General features: G+C 71.5%; 18 protein-coding genes and 1 pseudogene. 10 read left to right on the plus strand and 9 right to left on the minus strand.

Going from position 1 to position 22679, the window contains the following annotated elements:
• Positions 1-67 precede the first annotated feature (67 nt).
• Positions 68-850, plus strand: a complete 783-nt coding sequence (locus tag ABZZ04_RS08955; protein ID WP_356931500.1) for a VC0807 family protein — start codon at positions 68-70, stop codon at positions 848-850.
• A gap of 265 nt (positions 851-1115) precedes the next feature.
• A complete protein-coding gene (locus ABZZ04_RS08960) occupies positions 1116-1538 on the plus strand; it encodes a hypothetical protein (RefSeq protein ID WP_356931501.1) in 423 nt (140 codons plus the stop codon).
• A gap of 70 nt (positions 1539-1608) precedes the next feature.
• Here the strand turns inward: ABZZ04_RS08960 and mmsA are convergent, their stop codons facing one another.
• From mmsA to iolC, 5 genes are read right to left on the minus strand one after another with little or no spacing between them, the layout of a single operon-like run.
• Complete coding sequence (gene mmsA / locus ABZZ04_RS08965) at positions 1609-3108, minus strand: CoA-acylating methylmalonate-semialdehyde dehydrogenase (protein ID WP_356931502.1); 1500 nt, start codon at positions 3106-3108, stop codon at positions 1609-1611.
• 25 nt (positions 3109-3133) lie between these two features.
• Positions 3134-5014 (minus strand): 3D-(3,5/4)-trihydroxycyclohexane-1,2-dione acylhydrolase (decyclizing), encoded by a 1881-nt coding sequence (gene iolD / locus ABZZ04_RS08970; protein ID WP_356931503.1) that lies wholly within the window; start codon positions 5012-5014, stop codon positions 3134-3136.
• Positions 5011-5895 carry a 5-deoxy-glucuronate isomerase gene (iolB, locus tag ABZZ04_RS08975; RefSeq protein WP_356931504.1) on the minus strand — a complete coding sequence of 295 codons (885 nt, stop codon included), beginning with the start codon at positions 5893-5895 and terminating at the stop codon, positions 5011-5013. The genes iolD and iolB overlap by 4 nt, the downstream gene beginning before the upstream one ends.
• Before the next feature lie 9 nt (positions 5896-5904).
• Positions 5905-6837 (minus strand): deoxyribose-phosphate aldolase, encoded by a 933-nt coding sequence (locus tag ABZZ04_RS08980; protein ID WP_356931505.1) that lies wholly within the window; start codon positions 6835-6837, stop codon positions 5905-5907.
• On the minus strand, positions 6834-7901 hold the full coding sequence (gene iolC, locus ABZZ04_RS08985) for a 5-dehydro-2-deoxygluconokinase (protein WP_356931506.1): 1068 nt from the start codon (positions 7899-7901) through the stop codon (positions 6834-6836). Before iolC ends, ABZZ04_RS08980 begins: the two co-directional genes overlap by 4 nt.
• 132 nt (positions 7902-8033) lie before the next feature.
• On the opposite strand from iolC, the gene ABZZ04_RS08990 reads away from it, so the two are divergent.
• Together ABZZ04_RS08990 and ABZZ04_RS08995 are read left to right on the plus strand one after the other, a co-directional pair.
• Positions 8034-9020, plus strand: coding sequence for a sugar phosphate isomerase/epimerase (locus tag ABZZ04_RS08990; protein ID WP_356931507.1), 987 nt, complete (start codon positions 8034-8036; stop codon positions 9018-9020).
• 113 nt (positions 9021-9133) lie between these two features.
• A complete protein-coding gene (locus ABZZ04_RS08995) occupies positions 9134-9538 on the plus strand; it encodes a peptidoglycan-binding domain-containing protein (RefSeq protein WP_356931508.1) in 405 nt (134 codons plus the stop codon).
• Positions 9539-9604: 66 nt separating this feature from the next.
• Here ABZZ04_RS08995 and ABZZ04_RS09000 read toward each other — a convergent pair whose 3' ends face one another.
• Complete coding sequence (locus ABZZ04_RS09000; protein ID WP_356931509.1) at positions 9605-10660, minus strand: zinc-dependent alcohol dehydrogenase family protein; 1056 nt, start codon at positions 10658-10660, stop codon at positions 9605-9607.
• 397 nt (positions 10661-11057) lie between these two features.
• Here ABZZ04_RS09000 and ABZZ04_RS09005 point away from each other — a divergent pair, with 397 nt between their 5' ends.
• From ABZZ04_RS09005 to ABZZ04_RS09015, 3 genes are all read left to right on the plus strand, one after another.
• A complete protein-coding gene (locus tag ABZZ04_RS09005; RefSeq protein WP_356931530.1) occupies positions 11058-11930 on the plus strand; it encodes a PrsW family intramembrane metalloprotease in 873 nt (290 codons plus the stop codon).
• A gap of 90 nt (positions 11931-12020) precedes the next feature.
• The gene (locus tag ABZZ04_RS09010; protein ID WP_356931510.1) at positions 12021-12329 is read left to right on the plus strand and encodes a heavy-metal-associated domain-containing protein; all 309 of its coding nucleotides are present in this window, start codon (positions 12021-12023) and stop codon (positions 12327-12329) included.
• A gap of 121 nt (positions 12330-12450) precedes the next feature.
• Positions 12451-14796: a heavy metal translocating P-type ATPase gene (locus tag ABZZ04_RS09015; protein WP_356931511.1), complete on the plus strand. Its 2346-nt coding sequence runs from the start codon at positions 12451-12453 to the stop codon at positions 14794-14796.
• A gap of 550 nt (positions 14797-15346) precedes the next feature.
• On the opposite strand, the gene ABZZ04_RS09020 is transcribed toward ABZZ04_RS09015, so the two are convergent.
• Complete coding sequence (locus ABZZ04_RS09020) at positions 15347-16636, minus strand: citrate synthase (RefSeq protein ID WP_283851652.1); 1290 nt, start codon at positions 16634-16636, stop codon at positions 15347-15349.
• Positions 16637-16765: 129 nt separating this feature from the next.
• Positions 16766-19066, minus strand: a complete 2301-nt coding sequence (locus ABZZ04_RS09025) for an ATP-dependent RecD-like DNA helicase (RefSeq protein ID WP_356931512.1) — start codon at positions 19064-19066, stop codon at positions 16766-16768.
• 193 nt (positions 19067-19259) lie between these two features.
• Between ABZZ04_RS09025 and ABZZ04_RS09030 the strand changes: the two genes are divergently transcribed.
• Positions 19260-19802 (plus strand): SRPBCC family protein, encoded by a 543-nt coding sequence (locus ABZZ04_RS09030; protein ID WP_356931513.1) that lies wholly within the window; start codon positions 19260-19262, stop codon positions 19800-19802.
• A 52-nt stretch (positions 19803-19854) separates the two neighbouring features.
• On the opposite strand, the gene ABZZ04_RS09035 is transcribed toward ABZZ04_RS09030, so the two are convergent.
• On the minus strand, positions 19855-21180 hold the full coding sequence (locus ABZZ04_RS09035) for an alpha/beta hydrolase (protein WP_356931514.1): 1326 nt from the start codon (positions 21178-21180) through the stop codon (positions 19855-19857).
• A gap of 360 nt (positions 21181-21540) precedes the next feature.
• On the opposite strand from ABZZ04_RS09035, the gene ABZZ04_RS09040 reads away from it, so the two are divergent.
• On the plus strand, positions 21541-21873 hold the full coding sequence (locus ABZZ04_RS09040) for a hypothetical protein (protein ID WP_356931515.1): 333 nt from the start codon (positions 21541-21543) through the stop codon (positions 21871-21873).
• A gap of 222 nt (positions 21874-22095) precedes the next feature.
• Positions 22096-22679: pseudogene (locus ABZZ04_RS09045) on the plus strand (protein phosphatase); the annotation flags it as partial.

Raw genomic sequence — 22679 nt, forward strand, 5'->3', positions numbered from 1 at the left:
CGGCCAGTCTGTACACATCGAGAGCGGGGCCGCGAAAGGCCCCCGCCACACGGGAGAGGAACCCGTCATGACCAGCCCGGCCGCCACCGTCACCGCCCCCGTCGCAGTCGTTCCGGTCGCCGCCGCCATCGCATCCGCCTCGCCCGCCGCGGACGCCCCGGCCGCCGCCGGCCGGTCCACGCAGCGCAGGACGGTGCTGGACAGCGTGCTGCCGCTGCTGGTCGACGTGGCGGTGCCGCTCGCCTCGTACTACGCGCTGAAGGCGACGGGCATGAGCACGTTCGCCGCGCTGGCCTGGAGCAGTGTGCTGCCGGCCGTGCGCACCGTGTGGAGCGTGGTGCGCGGGCACCGGCTCAACGGGCTGGCGGCGCTGATCGTGACGGTCAACGCGGTGAGCCTGCTGACGAGTCTGGTGGTGGGCGACCCGCGGCTGATGCTCGCCAAGGACAGCGGGGTGAGCAGCGTCATCGGGATCACCGTCCTGGTGACCGCGCTGAAGGGGCAGCCGATGATGACCGCGGGCGTGCGGCCCTGGCTGGTGGGGGGCGACGCGGCCAGGGCCGCCGCCTGGCAGCGGCTGTCGGCCGGGTCGGCGGCGTTCCGGCGGGCGGAGATCCGGTTCTCGATGGTGTGGGGTGCGGCGCTGCTGGGCGAGTGCGTGGTGCGGACGGTGGGGGCGTACACGGTGCCGGTCGAGACGATGGTGTGGCTCGGCACGGTGATCATGGTGATGACGATGGTGTCCGCGTTCCTGGTCTCGGGGCGGGTGGGAGCCGTCCCGATGCAGCGGATGATCGCCGAGGCCGTCTGCGCGGAGAAGGCGGCGAAGGCGGAGACCGCCGCCCGGTGACCCGATGACCCGATGACGGGCCACCGGCCGGAGGGGGGCCGGAGGCCGAGGGCCGGGGAGGAGCCGTTCGCGGCTCCTCCCCGGCCCTTTTCCGTCCGCTCCGCCGGTCCGTTCCGTCGGCCCTTCCCCGGCCCTTTCTGCCGGACTGCCATTACCTCTCCGGTAATTGAGGCGTTCACGGGCCGGTCATTACCTTCCCCGCAGGGGCCTGCGCCCCTCCGGTCCCGCACCCGGACCGGCGCCACAGCAACGAAAGGAAGACCTCATGATGTCGTTCCGGAACGCGGGTACGGTCACTGCGACGGGCACCGACCGCTCCGACGGCCTTCTCCGGTTCGCCCTCCTGGCGGACGCCGTCCTCACCGGTGCGAACGGCCTCGGATACCTCGGGCTCGCCACGGTCCTGGACTCGTTCCTCGGCGTGCGCCTCTCGGTGCAGTACCCGGTGGGCGTGTTCCTCGTCGGGTACGCGCTGTGGGTACTGGCCGTCTCCCGCCAGGAGAACATCGGCCGCGGCCCGGTCGTCGCCATCATCGCCCTGAACACGGCCTGGGCCGTGGCGAGCGTCGTGGCGGTCGCCGTGGACGCGCTGACCGCGACGGGCGTCGGCAACGGATGGATCGTGTTCCAGGGCCTGACGGTGGCGGCCATGGGCGCGCTCCAGTACCTGGGTCTGCGACGCGTGTGAGAGCACGGGAACGGCCCGCACGGACGGGGGGAGTTTCCGCGCGGGCCGTCGGGAGGGGATGCGGAACGGATCAGTGGTTGCGGGGGAAGCCCAGGTCCACGCCCGCCGGGGCGTCGGCCGGGTCCGGCCAGCGGGTGGTGACGACCTTGCCGCGGGTGTAGAAGTGCACCCCGTCGTTGCCGTAGATGTGGTGGTCGCCGAAGAGGGAGTCCTTCCAGCCACCGAAGGAGTGGTAGCCGACCGGCACCGGGATCGGCACGTTGACGCCGACCATGCCGGCCTCGATCTCCAGCTGGAAGCGGCGGGCGGCGCCGCCGTCCCGGGTGAAGATCGCGGTGCCGTTGCCGAACGGCGAGGCGTTCATGAGGGCCACGCCCTCCTCGTACGTCTCGGTGCGCAGGACGCACAGCACCGGGCCGAAGATCTCGTCCTTGTACGCGTCCGAGTCGGTGGACACGTTGTCGAGCAGGGAGAGGCCGATCCAGTGGCCGTTCTCGAAGCCCTCGACGGTGTGGCCGGTGCCGTCGAGCACGACGTCGGCGCCCTGGGCGGCGGCGCCCGCGACGTAGGAGGCGACCTTGTCGCGGTGGGCGGCGGTGATCAGCGGACCCATCTCGGACGCCGGGTCGTTGCCGGGGCCGATCTTGATCTTCTCGGCGCGCTCCTTGATCTTGGCGACGAGCTCGTCGGCGATCGAGCCGACCGCGACGATCGCGGAGATCGCCATGCAGCGCTCGCCCGCGGAGCCGTACGCGGCGGAGACGGCGGCGTCGGCCGCGGCGTCCAGGTCCGCGTCGGGCAGCACCAGCATGTGGTTCTTCGCGCCGCCGAGCGCCTGGACGCGCTTGCCGTTGGCGGAGGCGGTGGTGTGGATGTACCGGGCGATCGGGGTGGAGCCCACGAAGGAGACCGCGGCGACGTCCGGGTGGTTCAGCAGGCCGTCGACGGCGACCTTGTCACCGTGCAGGACGTTCAGCACGCCGTCCGGCAGGCCGGCCTCGGCGGCCAGCTCGGCCAGCAGGTTCGCGGCCGACGGGTCCTTCTCGCTGGGCTTGAGCACGAAGGTGTTGCCGCAGGCGATGGCCAGCGGGAACATCCACATCGGCACCATGGCCGGGAAGTTGAACGGGGTGATGCCTGCGACGACGCCGAGCGGCTGGCGGATCGCGGCGACGTCGACCCGGCTGGAGACCTGGGTGGACAGCTCGCCCTTGAGCTGGGTGGTGATGCCGCAGGCCAGCTCGACGATCTCCAGGCCGCGGGCGACCTCGCCCAGCGCGTCCGAGTGCACCTTGCCGTGCTCGGCGGTGATCAGCGCGGCGATCTCGTCGCGGCGGGCGTCCAGCAGCGCGCGGTAGCGGAACAGGATCGCCGTGCGGGTGGCCAGCGAGGACGTGCCCCAGGAGGCGTAGGCGTCCTTCGCGGCGGCGACCGCGGCGTCGACCTCGTCGAGGGAGGCGAGCGCGACCCGGGTGGTGACCTCTCCGGTGGCCGGGTCGGTGACCGGGCCGTAGTTGCCCGACGCGCCCTCGACGGTCTTGCCACCGATCCAGTGGTTGACGGTCTTCATGACAGAAACTCCTTCGGTGGCGTCTTCAGAGGTGGTGGCGACGGTCGGCGACGTGGCGGTCGTACTCTTCCCGGGCTTTCACGGCCGACGGCCGGGTGGCCGTCTCGGCAACGGGAACATCCCACCACGCCTGCGCCGGAGGGGGGCCCGACACTGTGTCTGCCGTTTCGGTCTCGACGTAGACACAAGTGGGACGGTCCGCGGCCCGCGCCTCGCGGAGGGCCTCGCGCAGATCGCGCACGCTCCCGGCGCGCAGCACCCGCATCCCGAGCGAGCCCGCGTTGGCCGCGAGATCGACGGGCAGCGGGGGGCCGGTGAACGTGCCGTCCGCGGCGCGGTGGCGGTAGGCCGTGCCGAACCGTTCGGCGCCGACCGCCTCGGAGAGCCCGCCGATGGACGCGTAGCCGTGGTTCTGCAGGACGACCAGCTTCACCGGGAGCTCCAGCTGCACGGCGGTGACGATCTCGGTGGGGTTCATCAGGTACGTGCCGTCGCCCACGAGGGCCCAGACCGGGCGGTCGGGGGCGGCCAGCTGGACCCCGATCGCGGCCGGGATCTCGTAGCCCATGCAGGAGTAGCCGTACTCCACGTGGTACTGCCGCGGGGAGCGGGCCCGCCAGAGCTTGTGCAGGTCGCCGGGGAGCGAACCGGCCGCGTTGATCAGGATGTCGTCCTCGGTGACGAGGCCGTCGAGGAGGCCGACGACCTGGGCCTGGGTGGGGCGGGCGTGCGGGTCGGGGGCGGTGAACGCGGCGGTGACGCGCCGCTCCCAGCGCTCCTTGGCGTCGGTGTACTCGGTCTCGTAGGCCGGGTCGACGCGGTGGTCGCGTTCGGCGAGCGCGGTGGTGAGGGCTTCGAGGGCGGTACGGGCGTCGGCGACGAGCGGGAGGGCGCCGAGCTTGTGGGCGTCGAAGCCGGTGATGTTGAGGTTGAGGAAGCGGACCCCGGGGTTCGCGAAGAGGGTGGCGGAGGCGGTGGTGAAGTCGGAGTAGCGGGTGCCGATGCCGATGACCAGGTCGGCGGTGCGGGCCAGCTCGTCGGCGGTCGCGGTGCCGGTGTGGCCGATGCCGCCGACGTCGGCGGGGTGGTCGTACCGCAGGGAGCCCTTGCCGGCCTGGGTGGAGGCGACCGGGATGCGGGTGGCGGCGGTGAACGCGGCGAGGGTGCTCTCGGCCGCGCTGTGGTGGACGCCGCCGCCCGCCACGATCAGCGGTCTGCGGGCGGCGCGCACCGCCCGCACCGCCCGGTCCAACTCCTGCGGGTCGGGGGCGGGGCGGCGTACGTGCCAGACGCGTTCGGCGAAGAACTCCTCCGGCCAGTCGTACGCCTGGACCTGCACGTCCTGCGGCAGCGCGAGGGTGACGGCACCGGTCTGCGCCGGGTCGGTCAGGGTCCGTACGGCCTGGAGGGCGGCCGGGACCAGGGCCTCGGGGCGGGTGATCCGGTCGAAGTAGCGGGAGACGGGGCGCAGGCAGTCGTTGACCGACACGTCGCCCGCGTACGGGACCTCGATCTGCTGGAGCACCGGGTCGGCGGGCCGGGTCGCGAAGGTGTCGCCGGGCAGGAGGAGTACGGGGAGGTGGTTGACGGTCGCGAGGGCGGCGCCGGTGACGAGGTTGGTGGCGCCGGGGCCGATGGAGGTGGTGACGGCGTGCGCGGAGAGCCGCCCGCACTGGCGGGCGTGGCCGACGGCGGCGTGCACCATGGCCTGTTCGTTGCGGCCCTGGAGGTAGGGCATGGCCCGGCCCGACTCGACGAGCGCCTGGCCGATGCCGGCGACGTTGCCGTGGCCGAAGATGCCCCAGGTGGCGCCGATCAGCCGCTGCCGCCGGCCGTCGCGTTCGGTGTACTGGCGGGCCAGGAAGGCCACCAGGGCCTGGGCGGTGGTGAGGCGGCGGGTGCTCATGGGCGTTCCTCCGTCCCGTGGAGGGGAAGTCTGGGGTCCATCGGCTGCGACGGCCAGGTGTCGCGGATCCAGCCGTGCTCCGGGTGGTCGCTGATCAGCCATTCCCGCTGCTCCCCCGGGCCCGCCATCACGTTGAGGTAGTAGAGGGTGCGGCCCGGGGAGGCGATGGACGGGCCGTGCCAGCCGTCGGGGATCAGGACCGTGTCGCCGGTGCGCACCTCGGCGAGGACGTCCGTGCCGCCGGTCCGCGACGGCGACACCCGGTGGTAGCCGAGGCCGTCGTGCTCCACCTCGAAGTAGTAGATCTCCTCCAGGACGGACTCGACGCCGGGGATGTGCTCGTCGTGCTTGTGCGGCGGGTAGGAGGACCAGTTGCCGCCGGGGGTGAGGACCTCGACGGCGATCAGCCGGTCGCACTCGAAGGTGTCGGCGGCGGCGAAGTTGTTGACCTGGCGCGAGCAGGTCCCCGAGCCGCGCAGTTCGATCGGTACCTCCGGCGCGGGGCCGTAGCGAGCGGGGAGTCGTCGCTCGCACTTCGCTCCTGCCAGGGCGAAGCGGCCTCCAGCGCCGGAGGCGATCTGTGCATGGGCGTCGCGCGGTACGTAGGCGAAGTCGGTCACGCCGCTGAACACGCTTTCCCGGCCCAGCAGTTCAAAGATCTCACCTGAGATGTGCACCGTACAGCCACCGGTCAACGGAAGGACGATCCACTCGCACTCCCCGGTGACGAGCGTGTGAATTCCGCCGGGTCCGAGTTCCAGGACGCGCAGGCCCGACCGGTCCCATCCGGCTTGCTCGGGGCCGATGTCGAGGGCGTACGGGCCGTTCGCCGTGGTTCCGGCGCGGAGGTGGTGGTGCTGCCGTTCGTCGTCCGTCGTCATGGCCGTTCCCTACCCGTTCTCCGGCCCGTTTCCGTTTTCCCCGGATCCGGCCGGCTCCAGCAGCGAGACGGCCGTGTCGACGGCCGCGGCCACGTCCCCGCCGGCCGGGTAGAGCAGCGAACGCCCCACCACCAGCCCCTGGACGGTGGGCAGTCGCAGTGCCGTGCGCCATTTCTCGAACGCGCCGTCCAGGTCGTCGCCCACCTCCCCGCCCAGCAGGACGGCGGGCAGCGTCGACGCCTCCATCACCCGGGCCATGTCGTGCGGGTCGGTGGTGACGGGGACCTTGAGCCAGGTGTACGCGGAGGTCCCGGCCAGCCCCGACGCGATGGCGATCGAGGTGGTGACCGCCTCCGCGCCGAGGTCGTTGTGGACGCGGCCCTCGCTGCGGCGGCAGAGGAACGGTTCGACGAAGACCGGCAGCCGGTGCTCGGCCATGGCGTCGATGGCGCGGGCGGTGGCGTGCATGGTGTCGAGCGAGCCGGGGTCGTCGTAGTCGATCCGGAGCAGCAGCTTGCCGCCGTCGAAGCGGAGCCGGGCGAGGTCCTGGGGGCGGTGGCCGGTGAACCGGTCGTCGAGTTCGAAGGCGGCGCCCGCGAGGCCGCCGCGGTTCATCGAGCCGATGACGACCTTGTCCTCCAGCGCGCCGAGGAGCAGCAGGTCGTCGAGGATGTCGGCGGTGGCGAGCACGCCGTCGACGCCGGGGCGGGAGAGGGCGAGACGGAGCCGTTCCAGCAGTTCGAAGCGGTTGGCCATGGCCAGTTCGCGGTCGCCGACGGCGAGGGAGCCGCGGGCCGGATGGTCCGCCGCGATGATCATCAGCCGTCCGCGGTCGCCGATCAGGGGGCGTCTGCGGCGGCGCGCCGCCGCTTCGGCGACGGCCTCGGGGTGGTGCACGCGCAGCCGGACGAGGTCGCGGACCGAGGAGGCCGGGGGTGTCACGGGGCGGCTCCGGCGGGGTGGGGGACGACCGCGCCCTCGGCCAGGGCCGCTTCGACCTCGTACGGGAACGGCATGGCGGACGAGCAGGCGAGCCGGGAGGCGACGATGGCGCCGGCGGCGTTGGCGTACCGCATGACGCGGCCGGTGTCCCAGCCCGCGAGGAGCCCGTGGCAGAGCGCCCCGCCGAAGGCGTCCCCGGCGCCGAGGCCGTTGACGACCTCGACGGGCAGCGGTGGCACGTCGGCCACCGTGCCGTCGCGGTGGACGGCGAGCACTCCCCCGGGGCCCTTCTTGACGACGGCGAGTTCGACCCCGGCGTCGATCAGGGCGCGGGCCGCCGCACGCGGTTCGCGTTCACCGGTCGCGATCTCGCACTCGTCGAGGTTGCCGACGGCGACGGTGGCGTGGGCGAGGGCCTCGCGGTAGCGGGCGGCGGGGACGGAACGGGGCGCGGGGCCGGGGTCCTGCGCCGTGACGTCCCCTTCCACGGCCTTCCCCACCACCGCGTCCGCTTCCGCCGTGTCCTCCTCCGCCTCGTCCCAGAACATCGGGCGCCAGTCGAGGTCGAAGACGGTGGTGCCGGACCGGTCGCGGGCGCGCAGGGCGGCGAGGGTCGCGGCGCGGCTCGGCTCGGCGCACAGCCCGGTGCCCGTCATCCAGAAGACCCGGGCGGCACGGATCGCCCCGAGGTCCAGCTCCCCGGGGCGGATCTCCAGGTCGGGGGCCTTGGGCCGGCGGTAGAAGTGGAGCGGGAAGTCGTCGGGCGGGAAGATCTCGCAGAAGGTGATCGGTGTCGGGTACGCGTCGACGGGTGTCACCCACCGGTCGTCCACCCCGAACTCCCGCAGCTGCCGGTGGAGGTACTCCCCGAAGGCGTCCCGGCCCGTGCGGGTCACCACCGCCGTCCGCCGTCCGAGCCGGGCCGCCGCGACGGCGACGTTGGTCGGCGAGCCGCCCAGGAACTTTCCGAACGTGTCGACCTCGGCCAGTGACAACCCGGTCTGCAGCGGGTAGAGATCCACCCCGATCCGCCCCATGGTGATCACGTCGTACGGCTCAGGCATGTGCATCCCTTCGACCGGCGTCCGGGGCGACTGACCCCAGGTCTAACCCTGCCCCGCAATCGTGTCAATGCTTTGTCCGGACATACGGACGAATGATTGACACCCGCCGCCCCGGCCGGAAGGCTGGGCGCCATGACGTCCTCGGCGCCCGCCCCGTCCCGCATCCGCATCGGTTCGGCACCCGACTCGTGGGGGGTGTGGTTCCCCGACGACCCGCGTCAGGTGCCCTGGCGGCGCTTCCTCGACGAGGTCTCCGCGGCGGGTTACGAGTGGATCGAGCTCGGCCCGTACGGCTACCTCCCGACCGACCCGGCCCGCCTCGCCGAGGAGACCCGGCGCCGGGGGCTCACGGTTTCGGCCGGAACGGTTTTCACCGGATTGCACCACGGGCCGGGCGTCTGGGACCGGACCTGGGCGCATGTCGCCGACATCGCGGCACTCACCCGGGCGATGGGGGCCGGGCATCTGGTGGTCATCCCCTCGTTCTGGCGCGACGACCGGACGGGCGAGGTCCTGGAGGACCGCGAGCTCACGGCGGAGCAGTGGCGCGACCTCACCACCCAGACGGAGCGGCTGGGGCGCGAGGTGCGGGACCGGTTCGGGCTGCGGATCGTGGTCCATCCGCACGCCGACACCCACATCGATACCGAGGAGAACGTCAGCCGCTTCCTCGACGCCACCGATCCCGACCTCGTCTCGCTCTGCCTCGACACCGGGCACTACGCCTACTGCGGCGGCGACAGCGTCGAACTGATCGAAACCTACGGCGAACGGATCGGCTATCTGCACCTCAAGCAGGTGGATCCGGAGGTGCTGGCCCGGGTCGTGGCGGAGGAGGTGCCGTTCGGGCCGGCCGTGGCCCGGGGCGTGATGTGCGAGCCGCCGGGCGGGGTCCCTGCGCTGGAGCCGGTGCTCGCCGCGGCCCGGAAGCTGGACGTCGACCTCTTCGCCATCGTCGAGCAGGACATGTACCCGTGTCCGCCCGACCGGCCGTTCCCCGTCGCCCGCCGCACCCGGGAGTTCCTCCGTTCCTGCGGCGGGCCGCGGGGCGGTGGCGCGGCCCCGGCCGGCGACGGGCCGGGGCGGGCTCCGGACACGCCGGGCGGTCCGGGGCAGTGACGTGGTGGCGGTGCGCGGTGTTGTCCTCGGTGGGAAGCCGGTGCCCGGTCCCGGCCGGGCACCGGCACCCCGTACGCCACATCACCGCACCACCGCACAGGGAGCAACCCGCCATGACCCGAAAGATGCCGTCGCCCCGCCGGGCGGCCGCGACCGCCCTGACCACGGCCCTTCTGTCCGCCGCCCTCGTCTCGGCGCCGGGCGCCTCGGCCGACACCGGCAATCCCGCGCCGCCGCCCGGCTCCAGCCCGGTCTGCGCCTTCTACGACGGCGACGGGCCGACCGGCCCCGGTGAGCGGGGCGAGCGCGTCTCGCAGGTCCAGTGCATGCTGGCCAACCGCCACTACCTGCCGTGGTCCGCGGTCGACGGCGCGTTCGGGCCGCAGACGCTCGTCGCCGTGCAGCGCTTCCAGGCGGACCACCCGCCGCTCGTCCCGACCGGCCGGGTCACCCCGGCCACCTGGTCGGCGCTCTGGCACGCGGGCCCGAACCGCGTGACGCCCCTCCCCTTCCCGTAGCTCCCGCTCCCGCCGCCGCGTCACGGCCGCGGCGCGGCGGCCGGGAAGGGGCCGGGGCGGTGTTCGTCAGGGACGTGATCGCCACGGTTCGATGATCGTCACCCCCGCCCCGGGCGCCGTCCCCATCGCGGCCAGTGCCGCCGGGGCCGCGTCCAGGCCGATGGTGGAGGTCACCAGCAGGTCGGGGCGGAGGGTGCCGGCCAGGACCATGTCCATCATCGGCCGGTAGGCGTGCGCGGCCATGCCGTGGCTGCCGAGGATCTCCAGCTCCAGGCCGATCACCCGGGCCATGGGCACGACGGGGTCGCCGGCCGCCGAGGGCAGCAGGCCGACCTGCACGTGGCGGCCCTGCCGGCGCAGGCTGCGCACCGATGCGGCACAGGTGGCCGGGGAGCCCAGCGCGTCGAGCGACAGATGGGCGCCCCCGCCCGTCAGTTCCCGGACCGCCCCGTCCGCCCCGTCCGGGTGCCCGGACGCGTCCACGCACTCCGCCGCGCCGAAGCTCCGCGCCAGCTCCAGGGCCTGCGCCGACACGTCGACGGCGACGACCCGGGCCCCGCAGGCCACCGCGATCATGACGGCGGACAGGCCGACCCCGCCGCAGCCGTGCACCGCGACCCACTCCCCCGGCGCCACCCGGCCCTGTGCCACGACCGCCCGGAACGCCGTGGCGAACCGGCATCCGAGGCCGGCCGCCGTGGCGGAGGACAGTCCGTCGGGCACGGGGACCAGATTGACGTCGGCCTGCTCCAGCGCCACGTACTCGGCGAACGAGCCCCAATGGGTGAAGCCGGGCTGGGTCTGCCGTTCGCAGACCTGCTGGGCCCCGGCCGCGCAGGCGGGGCAGCGACCGCAGGCGCAGACGAAGGGCACGGTGACCCGGTCGCCGGGGCGTTGGCCGACGACACCGCGGCCCACCGCCTCGACCACACCGGCGAGCTCATGGCCGGGCACGTGCGGCAGGGTGATGTCCGGGTCGTGCCCCATCCAGCCGTGCCAGTCGCTGCGGCACAGCCCGGTGGCCTCGACACGGACCACGACGCCCTGCTCGGAGGGGGTCGGGTCCGGTACCTCCCGGACCCGTGCTTCCTGCCCGAACTCCTCGAACACCACTGCTCGCACCGGTCGCCCAGCCTTTCGTCCAGCCTCGTCCGTCCACGCCCCGGACCGGTCGGCCGCGACACGTCCCGGGTGTCCCCCGCCCCTCGTCCTTCCCGTTCCGCGGCCCGCCGTCCGGACCGCCGAATCTACGCCCCGGGCCGCCCGCCGCTCCCGTTCCCCCGAATGCCCGATCGCGCCGCCCCGAATAAAATTCGGACAAACCGGAAGCCTCACAGCGGTTGACCATCGATCGATCCATCGGGTGATCCACGCAGGAGTCCGTGTGAACTGGTACACCGATCCCAGCCGACCTCCGCCGCCCCCGGCCCCCTCCGACCGGCGGGCCGAGTCCGCGCCGAGGGGCCCCGGGGCCGCCCCGGAACCGCCGCAGCCACGCCCCGGACTCTGGAAACGGTGCCTGTGGGGCGGAATCGCCCTCTGGCTGCTGACCGCGATCGTCACGTACGCCACCCGGAACACCACCCTGCTGCCGACCCTCATCCTGCTCGGCAGCTTCCTGGTCCCGGCCGTCTTCGTCCTGTGGGCGTACGAGCGCCACGGCCGCGACCTCGGCGCGAACCTCATCCTCGGCTGCTTCCTGACCGGCGGGATCCTGGGCGTGCTGGGCGCCTCCGTCATGGAGTACTACCTGCTGCACCCGTCCCTCTGGATGTTCCTGGGCGTCGGGCTGATCGAGGAGGCGGTGAAGCTCGCGGCACTGATGCTCGTGCTCCGCCGTCATCCCCGGGTCCACGGCATGCGGGCCGGGCTGGTGCTCGGCGCGACGGTCGGGTTCGGGTTCGCCGCCTTCGAGAGCGCGGGCTACGCCTTCAACGCCGCCGTCACCATGAAAGGCATCGACCTGCGCGCCCTGCTGGAGACCGAGGTGCTGCGCGGGGTGCTCGCGCCGTTCGGGCACGGGCTGTGGACCGCGATCGCCGGTGGCGTGCTCCTCTCCTTCCGGCAGCCGAACGGGCGTTTCCGCTTCGCCGCGCCCGTGATCGGCACGTATCTCGGCGTCGCCGTGCTGCACTCGCTCTGGGACTCGATGCACGGCATCGCGATCTGGCTGGTCGCCAGGGTGACCGGGGCGGGCCTGAGCCGGACGCTCTTCGCCCAGGGATACATGCCGACCCCCACCGCCGAGCAGCAGCACCTGTTCACCCTCTTCTCGGTCGGCGGCCTCGTCGTGATCACGCTCGTCGCACTGGCCTGGCTGCGGTCGCTGGCACGGGGTGCACGGGCCGCCGGACCGGATCGGCGGCCAGGGGCTCGCGTTCATACCCCCTAGGGGTATATAGTGATGCGTGTTGGGCCGCCGGGGAACTCCCGGAGGCACCCGGCACCGCAACCTTCCGCGTCCGTCGAAGAGGAGAACACCATGACCGCCGAGACCCAGCTCCCCCAGGCCACCGGCTCCTGCTGCTCGTCCACCGGTTCCTGCCACGACAGCGCGGACACCGGTGCGCAGGCGGGCGCGGTGACCACCGTCTACCAGGTGTCCGGCATGACCTGCGGCCACTGCGAGGGTGCCATCTCCGAGGAGGTCTCCGGCATCGAGGGCGTCACCTCGGTGAAGGCCGTGGCCTCCACCGGCCTGGTGACCGTCGTCTCCGGGGCCCCGCTGTCCGACGACGCCGTGCGCGCCGCCGTCGACGAGGCCGGCTACGAGCTCGTCGGCCGGGCCTGAGCACCATCGGGCACCACCGACACATATCGAATACAGCCGAATCACCCCCTTTGCCGCCGGGCCGGACCCACCAGCAGATACTGGTGGGGCACGGCCCGGTCGGCATTTCAGGAGTTCGGACATGCACAGCGCAACAGCGGCCGAGACCCCGACGGCGGAGGGTTCGCGGGCCGAACTCTCGATCGGCGGGATGACCTGCGCCTCCTGCGCGGCTCGCGTCGAGAAGAAGCTCAACCGGATGGACGGCGTCACCGCCACCGTCAACTACGCCACCGAGAAGGCCCGGGTCTCCTACGGTCCGGGGACCGGCCTCGCGGATCTGATCGCCACGGTGGAGAGGACCGGCTACACGGCGCAACCGGTGGAACACTCCGAAGCCGCTCCCCCCGCCCCGCCCCCGGACACCGATACCGATGCCGGTACCGGTACCGGCGACATCGCCGACACCGAAGCCCGCACCGCCGCCGGCGCCGGCACCGACACCTCGGAGGAGGACGGTCCGCTGCGGCAGCTGCGGCAACGGCTGATCGTCTCGGCCGTCCTCGCCGCCCCCGTCGTCGTGCTCGCGATGGTCCCGGCCCTCCAGTTCGACCACTGGCAGTGGCTCTCGCTCACCCTCGCCGCTCCCGTCGTGATCTGGGGCGGGCTGCCCTTCCACCGGGCCGCCTGGGCCAACCTCCGGCACGGCGCGGCCACCATGGACACCCTGGTCTCGATCGGCACCCTGGCCGCCTTCGGCTGGTCGCTGTGGGCGCTGTTCCTCGGGGACGCGGGCATGCCCGGGATGCGGCACGGCTTCGACCTCACCGTCTCGCGCACCGCGGGCGCCTCCACCATCTACCTGGAGGTGGCCGCCGGTGTCGTCACCTTCATCCTGCTGGGCCGCTACCTGGAGGCGAGGTCCAAGCGGAAGGCGGGTTCCGCCCTGCGCGCGCTGATGCACCTGGGCGCCAAGGACGTCGCCGTCCTGCGGAACGGCGCGGAGGTGCGCGTTCCCGTCGGCCGACTCTCCGTCGGCGACCGGTTCGTCGTCCGTCCCGGCGAGAAGATCGCCACCGACGGCACCGTCGTCGAGGGTGCCTCGGCCGTGGACACCGCCATGCTCACCGGTGAGTCCGTGCCCGTGGACGTCGGCGTCGGGGACTCCGTCACCGGGGCCACCGTGAACGCCTCCGGCCGGCTCGTCGTGGAGGCCACCCGGGTCGGCGCCGACACCCAGCTGGCCCGGATGGCGAAGCTCGTCGAGGACGCCCAGAACGGCAAGGCCGCCGCCCAGCGCCTCGCCGACCGGATCTCCGCCGTCTTCGTCCCCGTGGTGCTGCTGATCGCACTGGCCACGCTGGTCGGATGGCTGCTCGCCACGGACGACGTGACCGCGGCGTTCACGGCGGCCGTGGCCGTACTGATCATCGCCTGCCCCTGCGCCCTGGGCCTGGCCACCCCCACCGCCCTCATGGTCGGCACCGGACGCGGCGCCCAGCTCGGCATCCTCATCAAGGGCCCCGAGGTCCTGGAGACCACCCGCCGCGTCGACACCATCGTCCTCGACAAGACCGGCACCGTCACCACCGGCCGCATGACCCTCCTCACCGTCCACACCACCGACACCACCACCGAGAACGACGTCCTGCGCCTCGCCGGCGCCCTCGAACACGCCTCCGAACACCCCATCGCCCAGGCCGTCGCCGCCGGAGCCGCCGAACGCACCGGCACCACCCTCCCCACCCCCGAGGACTTCACCAACATCGCCGGACTCGGCGTCCAGGGCATCGTCGAGGGCCACGCCGTCCTCGTCGGCCGCGAACAACTCCTCGCCCGCGCGGGCATCGCCCTCCCAGGCGCACTGTCCGGCGCCGTCACGGACGCGGCGGCCGGGGGACGTACCGCCATCGCGGTCGCCTGGGACGGCGAGGCGCGCGGCGTCCTCACCGTGGCCGACCGGATCAAGGAGTCCAGCGCGGAGGCCGTCGCGGAGTTCCGCGCCCTGGGCCTCCACCCCGTCCTGCTGACCGGCGACAGCCGTGCCGCGGCCGAGGCCGTGGCCCGTGCCGTCGGGATCGACGAGGTCCACGCCGAGGTGCTTCCCGAGGAGAAGGTGCACGTCATCGAGCGGATCCGGGCCGAGGGCCGTTCGGTCGCCATGGTCGGCGACGGGGTCAACGACGCGGCCGCGCTCGCCACCGCCGACCTCGGTCTGGCGATGGGCACCGGCACGGATGCAGCGATCGAAGCGAGCGACCTCACGCTGGTTCGTGGAGATCTCAAGGTGGCCGCCGACGCGATCCGGCTCTCCCGACGCACCCTGAGCACTATCAGAAGCAACCTTTTCTGGGCATTCGGCTACAACGTCGCCGCCCTACCCCTTGCGGCGTTTGGCCTGCTCAACCCTATGATTGCTGGAGCGGCGATGGCGTTCTCATCGGTCTTCGTCGTGACGAACAGCCTGCGGTTGCGCGCCTTCACCTAATTTCCACAAAGAGATCCAGATCACATGGATTTCAGGGTAACCATCCGGCGGGTTCGTGAGTCTAAGAGTGCGATGCCAAGGATGTCTTGGGGGACGTCCGCGGAGTGTCTTGGGGGACGCTCCGGGCAAGCGTTGGCCGGGGCACGTGCACCGGGGAGCTTTGAGCGGCCCTCCCGTGCGTACGTACCCCGGCAGATCGCACGAGCGGTACGGCACCACCAGCAGTACGGCACCACACGCAGTACAGCGGTACACGCAGTACAGATGGAAGAACGACGCAGTTCGCTGCGGTCGAGGAGCACCCAGGAGCTTCGGCTCCCGAAGACGCCCGGCCGGATCCCGTGGGGGGAATCCGCTCCGGGACATGGGAAGCGCCTCGCTGTCGGCCCGTGGGGGGATCGATGGCGAGGCGCTTCTCTCTGTCCGGCGCGGTGTTCCGCCGGGAACGCGGATCGCCCCGAACACCGCGCTCTGTGCGAAAGCGCGGTACGCGGGGCGAAGTCGACCGGCCGCCGTGACGGCCAGGGGTCGTGCGGGGGGTGCGGCCGGCTCAGCGGCTCTCGACCGGAACGAAGTCGCGCAGGACCTCGCCGGTGTAGATCTGACGCGGGCGGCCGATGCGGGAACCCGGCTCCTTGATCATCTCGTGCCACTGGGCGATCCAGCCCGGCAGACGGCCGATCGCGAAGAGCACGGTGAACATCTCGGTCGGGAAGCCCATGGCCCGGTAGATGAGACCCGTGTAGAAGTCCACGTTCGGGTAGAGGTTGCGCGAGACGAAGTACTCGTCGGAGAGCGCGTGCTCCTCCAGCTTCAGCGCGATGTCCAGCAGCTCGTCGGACTTGCCGAGCGCGGACAGCACGTCGTGGGCCGCGGCCTTGATGATCTTGGCGCGCGGGTCGAAGGACTTGTAGACGCGGTGGCCGAAGCCCATCAGCCGGACGCCGTCCTCCTTGTTCTTCACCTTGCGGATGAAGGAGTCGACGTCGCCGCCGTTGGCCTGGATGCCCTCGAGCATCTCCAGCACCGACTGGTTGGCGCCACCGTGCAGCGGGCCCCACAGCGCCGAGATGCCGGCGGAGATCGAGGCGAACATGTTCGCCTGCGAGGAGCCGACCAGGCGCACGGTGGAGGTCGAACAGTTCTGCTCGTGGTCCGCGTGCAGGATGAGCAGCTTGTCGAGCGCGGAGACGACGACCGGGTCCAGGTCGTACTCCTGGGCGGGGACCGAGAAGGTCATGCGCAGGAAGTTCTCGACGTACCCGAGGTCGTTGCGCGGGTAGACGAAGGGGTGGCCGATCGACTTCTTGTAGGCGTACGCCGCGATCGTCGGCAGCTTGGCCAGCAGCCGGATCGTCGAGAGGTGGCGCTGCTCCTCGTCGAACGGGTTGTGACTGTCCTGGTAGAACGTGGACAGCGCGCTGACGACCGAGGACAGCATGGCCATCGGGTGGGCGTCGCGCGGGAAGCCGTCGAAGAAGCGCTTGACGTCTTCGTGCAGCAGCGTGTGCTGGGTGATCTCGTTCTTGAAGGCCGACAGCTCGTCGACCTTGGGAAGCTCACCGTTGATGAGCGTGTACGCGACCTCCAGGAACGTCGAGCGCTCGGCGAGCTGCTCGATGGGGTAGCCGCGGTAGCGGAGGATGCCCTGCTCACCGTCGAGGTAGGTGATGGCGGATTTATAGGCTGCGGTGTTGCCGTATCCGCTGTCCAGCGTCACCAGACCGGTATTGGCCCGGAGCTTCCCGATGTCGAAGCCCTTGTCGCCGACGGTGCTGTCGATCACCGGGTAGGTGTACTCGCCGTCGCCGTACCGCAGTACTACAGAGTTGTCGCTCACGTCATCCCTCACCGACGTAGTGCCTCTTCTTCGAGGTTCCCTGACTGTCTCCACCCTCCCCCATTTGGCTCAGGAGAGTGCACTCGGGGTCGTCCATTGGACCTACTCGCGGCACTGAGTGCCGCGAGCCTACTCATCCTGCCCCCTCGGTTCCGGTTCCGGAAGGGCTGCGTGATGTTTCCCACCGATTTGATCGATCATTTTTTCCGTCGATCCTCCGCCGGAGCCCCCTGACAGCCGATAATCCAGCGCCGTACAGCGCCTGCCTGCGGAAACCGTGCGGACCGCCTGGCCGATCGCCTGCCGGGAGCCGACCAGTACGACAAGCTTCTTGGCCCTGGTCACCGCCGTGTACAGCAGGTTCCGCTGGAGCATCATCCAGGCGCTCTTGGTGACGGGGATGACGACCGCCGGGTACTCGCTGCCCTGGGAACGGTGGATCGTCATGGCGTACGCGTGGGCCAGCTCGTCCAGCTCGTCGAAGTCGTAGCCGATCTCCTCGTCCTCGTCGGTGAGGACCGTCAGTTTCTGTTCGTCCAGGTCGAGGGCGGTGACGACGCCGACCGTGCCGTTGAAGACGCCGTTCTCCCCCTTGTCGTAGTTGTTCCGGATCTGGGTGACCTTGTCGCCGACCCGGAAGACCCGGCCGCCGAACCGCTTCTCGGGGAGGTTCGGCCGGCCCGGGGTGATGGCCTGCTGGAGGAGCCCGTTGAGCGTGCCCGCCCCGGCCGGTCCGCGGTGCATCGGGGCCAGGACCTGGACGTCCCGGCGCGCGTCCAGCCCGAACTTGGCGGGAATGCGGCGGGCCGCGACGTCCACCGCGAGCACACCGGCGTCCTCCGTCTCGTCCTCCACGAAGAGGAAGAAGTCCTTGAGGCCCTGGGTGAGGGGCGGGATCCCGGAGTTGATCCGGTGCGCGTTGGTGACGACTCCGGACTGCTGGGCCTGGCGGAAGATCGTGGTGAGCCTGACGGCGGGTACGGGGCTGCCGTCGGCGAGCAGATCCCGCAGCACCTCCCCCGCGCCGACCGACGGCAGCTGGTCGACGTCGCCGACGAGCAGCAGATGGGCGCCGGGCGCCACCGCCTTCAGCAGCTTGTTGGCGAGCAGCAGGTCCAGCATCGACGCCTCGTCGACGACGACCAGATCGGCGTCCAGCGGGCGTTCCCGGTCGTACGCGGCGTCGCCGCCCGGTTTCAGTTCGAGCAGCCGGTGCACGGTGGATGCCTCGGCGCCGGTCAGCTCGGACAGCCGCTTGGCCGCCCGCCCGGTGGGCGCGGCCAGCACCACCTTGGCCTTCTTGGCCCGCGCCAGCTCCACGATCGACCGGACGGTGAACGACTTCCCGCAGCCGGGGCCACCGGTCAGGACGGCGACCTTCCGGGTGAGCGCGAGCCGGACCGCCGCCTCCTGCTCGGGCGCCAGATCCGCCCCCGTACGCTTCGTGAGCCAGGCCAGCGCCTTGTCCCAGTCCACGTCCGCGAAGGCCGGCAGCCGTTCGTCGGGGGTCCGCAGCAGCCGCTGCACCTGGGCGGCGAGGGCGATCTCGGCGCGGTGGAAGGGCACCAGGTAGACGGCGGTGACCGGCTCGCCGCCCTCGGGCGACGGCACCTTCTCCCGTACGACGCCCTCCGGGTCCTCGGCCAGTTCGGCGAGGCAGTCGATGACCAGGCCCGTGTCGACCTGGAGGAGCTTCACCCCGTCCGCGATCAGCCGCTCCTCGGGGAGGAAGCAGTGCCCCTGGTCGGTGGACTGCGACAGCGCGTACTGGAGACCGGCCTTGACCCGCTCCGGGCTGTCGTGCGGGATGCCGACGGCCTGGGCGATCTTGTCGGCGGTGAGGAAGCCGATGCCCCAGACGTCGGCGGCCAGCCGGTAGGGCTGGTTCTTCACGACGGAGATCGACGCGTCCTCGTACTTCTTGTAGATGCGGACGGCGATGGAGGTGGAGACCCCGACCCCCTGGAGGAAGACCATCACTTCCTTGATCGCCTTCTGTTCCTCCCAGGCGGCGGCGATCATCTTCGTCCGCTTGGGTCCGAGGCCGGGCACCTCGATCAGCCGCTTCGGCTCCTGCTCGATGACGTCGAGGGTGTCGACCCCGAAGTGGGTGGTGATCCGGTCCGCCATGACCGGGCCGATGCCCTTGATCAGGCCGGAGCCGAGATAGCGGCGGATGCCCTGGATGGTGGCGGGCAGCACGGTCGTGTAGTTCTCCACCGTGAACTGCTTGCCGTACTGCGAGTGCGAGCTCCAGCGGCCTTCCATGCGCAACGACTCACCGACCTGGGCACCCAGCAGCGAGCCGACCACGGTCAGCAGATCGCCCGCGCCCCGGCCGGTGTCGACACGGGCGACGGTGTATCCGTTCTCCTCGTTGGCGTACGTGATGCGCTCCAGCACACCTTCGAGGACGGCCATGTTGGACATGTCCCGACGGTATCGGTTCCCACTGACAGCGTTTCCCCGGTCCCGGAGCCCTCCGCTGCGCGGAGAACCGCGGGGCGCCGGGAGGATCGAGCGGGCCGAGGAGGGTTGGGGAGGGCCGGGAAGGGGCACTGAGTGCCGTTGTGCGTGCCGGACCCGGCCGGAACGTCGATGGCTCCGACAGGAGGGGGAAGTCGTGAAGTACTCGGACGGACTGAGCGTGGAGGTCACCGTCCACGTCGACGCGACCGTGCAGCGGGTCTGGGAGCTGGTGTCGGACATCGGCCTGCCCGCCCGGCTCAGCCCGGAGCTGCAGAGCGTTGCGTGGCTCGACGGGGCGGCCCGGCCCGTGGTGGGCGCGCGCTTCGAGGGCTTCAACCGCCATCCGATGATCGGCGAGTGGCGGACCGTCTCCCATGTGATCGAGGCGGACGAGCAGCGGGCGTTCGCCTGGGCCGTGACGGACGCGGACGGACGGTACGGCGAAGCCACGCTGGACCCCGCGCGGTGCATGGCGTCCTGGCGCTACGGGATCGCCGCCGAGGGCTCCGGCACCCGGCTGCGGCAGACGGCCAGGATCGGGCCGGGCCGCAGCGGGCTCCTCGTGGCCATCGAGGGCCGGCCGGACCGGGAGCGGCAGATCATCGAGTTCCGGTTGAAGGAGCTGCGCGCCGGGATGGCGACCACCCTCCACGGCATCAAGGAACTCGCCGAGGAGGACGGCGGCCGGAGCGACTAAGGGCCGTACCGGGGCCCGGCGGAAGCCGGACTCCGGTACGGCCCCGGCTGTTTCAGTGCGGCTTCACGTACTCCGTCCTCACCACGTCCGGCACTCCGGGCAGCTTCTTCCGGCCGGTCAGGAGCGCCTGTTGCGAGGTGTCGCCCAGGAGGTAGCGGCGGAAGAAGGCGACGGTGTAGCCCGTGGCGATCCGGCGCTGGGTGGCCTCGTCGAGTCCCGGGTGCTGCTGGTTCCTGCCGTCCTGCGAGACGCACCGCCCGCGCCGCTCGCCGGGGATCGCGTCGTTCGCACCGGCCACCTGGCCGCTGCCGGGGGACCACTGGGTGTTGAAGTAGTTGTGGTTGCCGCCGGTGAGCGTGATGCCGTGCAGGGGCGCCTTGTTCGCGCCCTTGTTCCACTTCACGTACTCACCGGTGTTGACCTGGTCGCAGGTGCCCCACAGCACGGCCAGCGGGACCTCGGTGACCGGTTCGTTCTCCCATGTGGCGGTGGGCGCGAGACCGAGCGCCGCCCCGATCCGCACCCCGGCGGGCCAGTCGCCGTGCCGCGCGTCGGAGACCTGCTGCATCACGCCTCCGCCGCCCATGGAGTGGCCGAGGGTGCCGACGTTCCGCATGTCCAGTCGCCCGGCGAAGGCGGCGCCGACGGACCGGCCGGTCCCCGGGTCCTCGATCCCGCCCTTCAAGGGGCCCCTGCCCGCGTCGAGCCGGCGCCACAGGTCCAGGTGCTCGTTGATGAGGGCGGCCCGCGCCCGATACACCGAGTCCGCCTGGCCGCCGCTGGTCGAGTTGATTCCGTTGGCCCCCATGGAGACCACCACGAAGCCCTGCCGGGCCAGGCGTTCGGCCAGGTAGTCGTAGCCGGAACTGCTCGGCAGCGCCGGGATTCCCGCCCCGCACGGCCAGGCCCACAGCCGGTCGCTCATCCTGTCGATGATCTTCTGCTGCGCGGCCATCCGCGCCTCGTCGCCCGCCTTCTCGGCCAGGGCCAGCGCCTTCTCCGCCTTCACCAGCGCGTTCTGTGCGCCGCAGTCCGCGCAGGTGGCCCACTGCCCGTGCTGCATGACGATCAGCGGATGCCTGCCCCGCACCGGCCCGTCGGAGCCCGGCCCGACGGGGTAGTGCACCACCCCGGCGATCTCGCTCCTCCCCTTGTACGGCGCTCCGGGGGCGAAGGCCCGGTCGCCCAGGTCGTAGACCGCCCGCGCCACCGGGAACGGGCCTTTCGCCGGAGCGGGGTCCGCCGCGGGCGCGGGCTCGCCGCCCGCGGCCAGGGCGGGAACCAGCACCATGAGCGCGGCCGCGGCGACGCCCGCGACGAGAGCCTCCGTACGGGTCCGGCCGCCAAAGGTCCTGCTGCTGTGTTTCCCCACCGCCATGTGCGGTCCTGCCTCTCGGGTCGCCTCGGGTGCTCGTGCCCGACCGCGACCGGATCGCTCTGTTCCACGCGTCGCGGGCGGACGCGTCCCACCCTGGCCCGCACTTGTCAGGAACCTGTGAGCACGGCGTAGGGATGTCGTCCGCCCACGGCCCGGCGTTGTCCGTCGCAGGTGATGTCGCGGACGGTACGGGCAATCCGCTCCGCGCCCTCCTCGTGACTGGCAGCGATTCAACTCCTGGTGGAGCCGGTCTGCTTCGTCACACCTCCGTCCCCGATCCCGCTTTTGATTGCACCGGCCACACGGAGTTGATAGGCATGACGAAACATGTGTTCACGCAGCTTGGCAGGGGGAGCCGACATGAAGTTCGACATGGGGGCGCAGGTTCTGACGACTCTGTCGTCGAAGTCTCGTGGGTCGAGTGATGATCTGGGGCTGCTGATCCGTCAGTTGCTGCAGGCGGCAGCCCCTATGGAGGGGAAGTTCCACGGTTCGGGGCGGGTGGCGTTCGACTCGTTCAAGAACCGGTCCGACGAGATCACGGCGGCGCTGAACGGTTCGCTGGCGGCTCTCCTGGGCGGTCAGTCCGGGATGGAGTCCGCGTTCGGTTCGGGCGACCAGGAGCAGGGCGACAACGCGCGGCAGCAGATGTCGTCCGCGAACTTCGACGCGGCGCGCTTCGGCGCCCGCTGACGACGGCGGGGTCCTCGGCCGATTCCCTTCGGCCGTTCCCTTCTCCGCTTCTCCGTCTCTCTGTTCTCTCTGCTCTCTTCTTGCTGTCTCTCTTCCTGACCAAGGTTCGTCCGGCCGGTGCGGCCGGCTGTTTCACGGGGGTGTCGTGGTGACTGGGCGTGGCCCGAAAGCACAAGGTGTCCGGGACGTACTGAAGGCTGAGAAGGCCGGGGTGCGGACGCGATGATCAAGCCCGAGGCCATCCCCCAGTACACCGGTGATCTGGGCCAGCTGGAGAAGGACCACGCGTCCCTGACGAAGGACGCCGGGCACATCCGGGAGACCGGTTCCTCCGTCCACACCCAGTTCCAGGCCCTGTCCGCCTACTACCGGGCGCCCGAGGCCGAGCAGCTGTTCGCCTCGACGAAACCGGTCAAGGACCGGGCCGACACCTTCGCCGACGACCTGGAGAAGGTCGCCACGTCCCTGTCGGACTACGCCACCGAGATCCGCCCCCTGGTCACCAAGCTCGCCCAGCTCAAGACCGACGCGACGACGTTCGTCAACGAGAACAAGGACGACGACGAGTGGGAGTACGACGGCGACAAGGTCGAGGAGCACAACCAGCTCCGTGACGACATCACCGCGACCGTCGCCGCGTTCTGGGCCGCCGAACGCACCTGCCACAACAAGATCACCGCCCTGTTCGGCGGGACGCAGATGGTCGCCGGCGACGGCTCCGAGCGCAAGGACCAGTACGGGTTCAACGCCGAGGACCTGAAGAACGCCAAACTCCCCTGGGGCGACCCCGTCGAGGAGAAGCACCA

It is taken from the genome of Streptomyces sp. NPDC006435 (assembly GCF_040612315.1).
Taxonomy (GTDB): Bacteria; Actinomycetota; Actinomycetes; order Streptomycetales; family Streptomycetaceae; genus Streptomyces.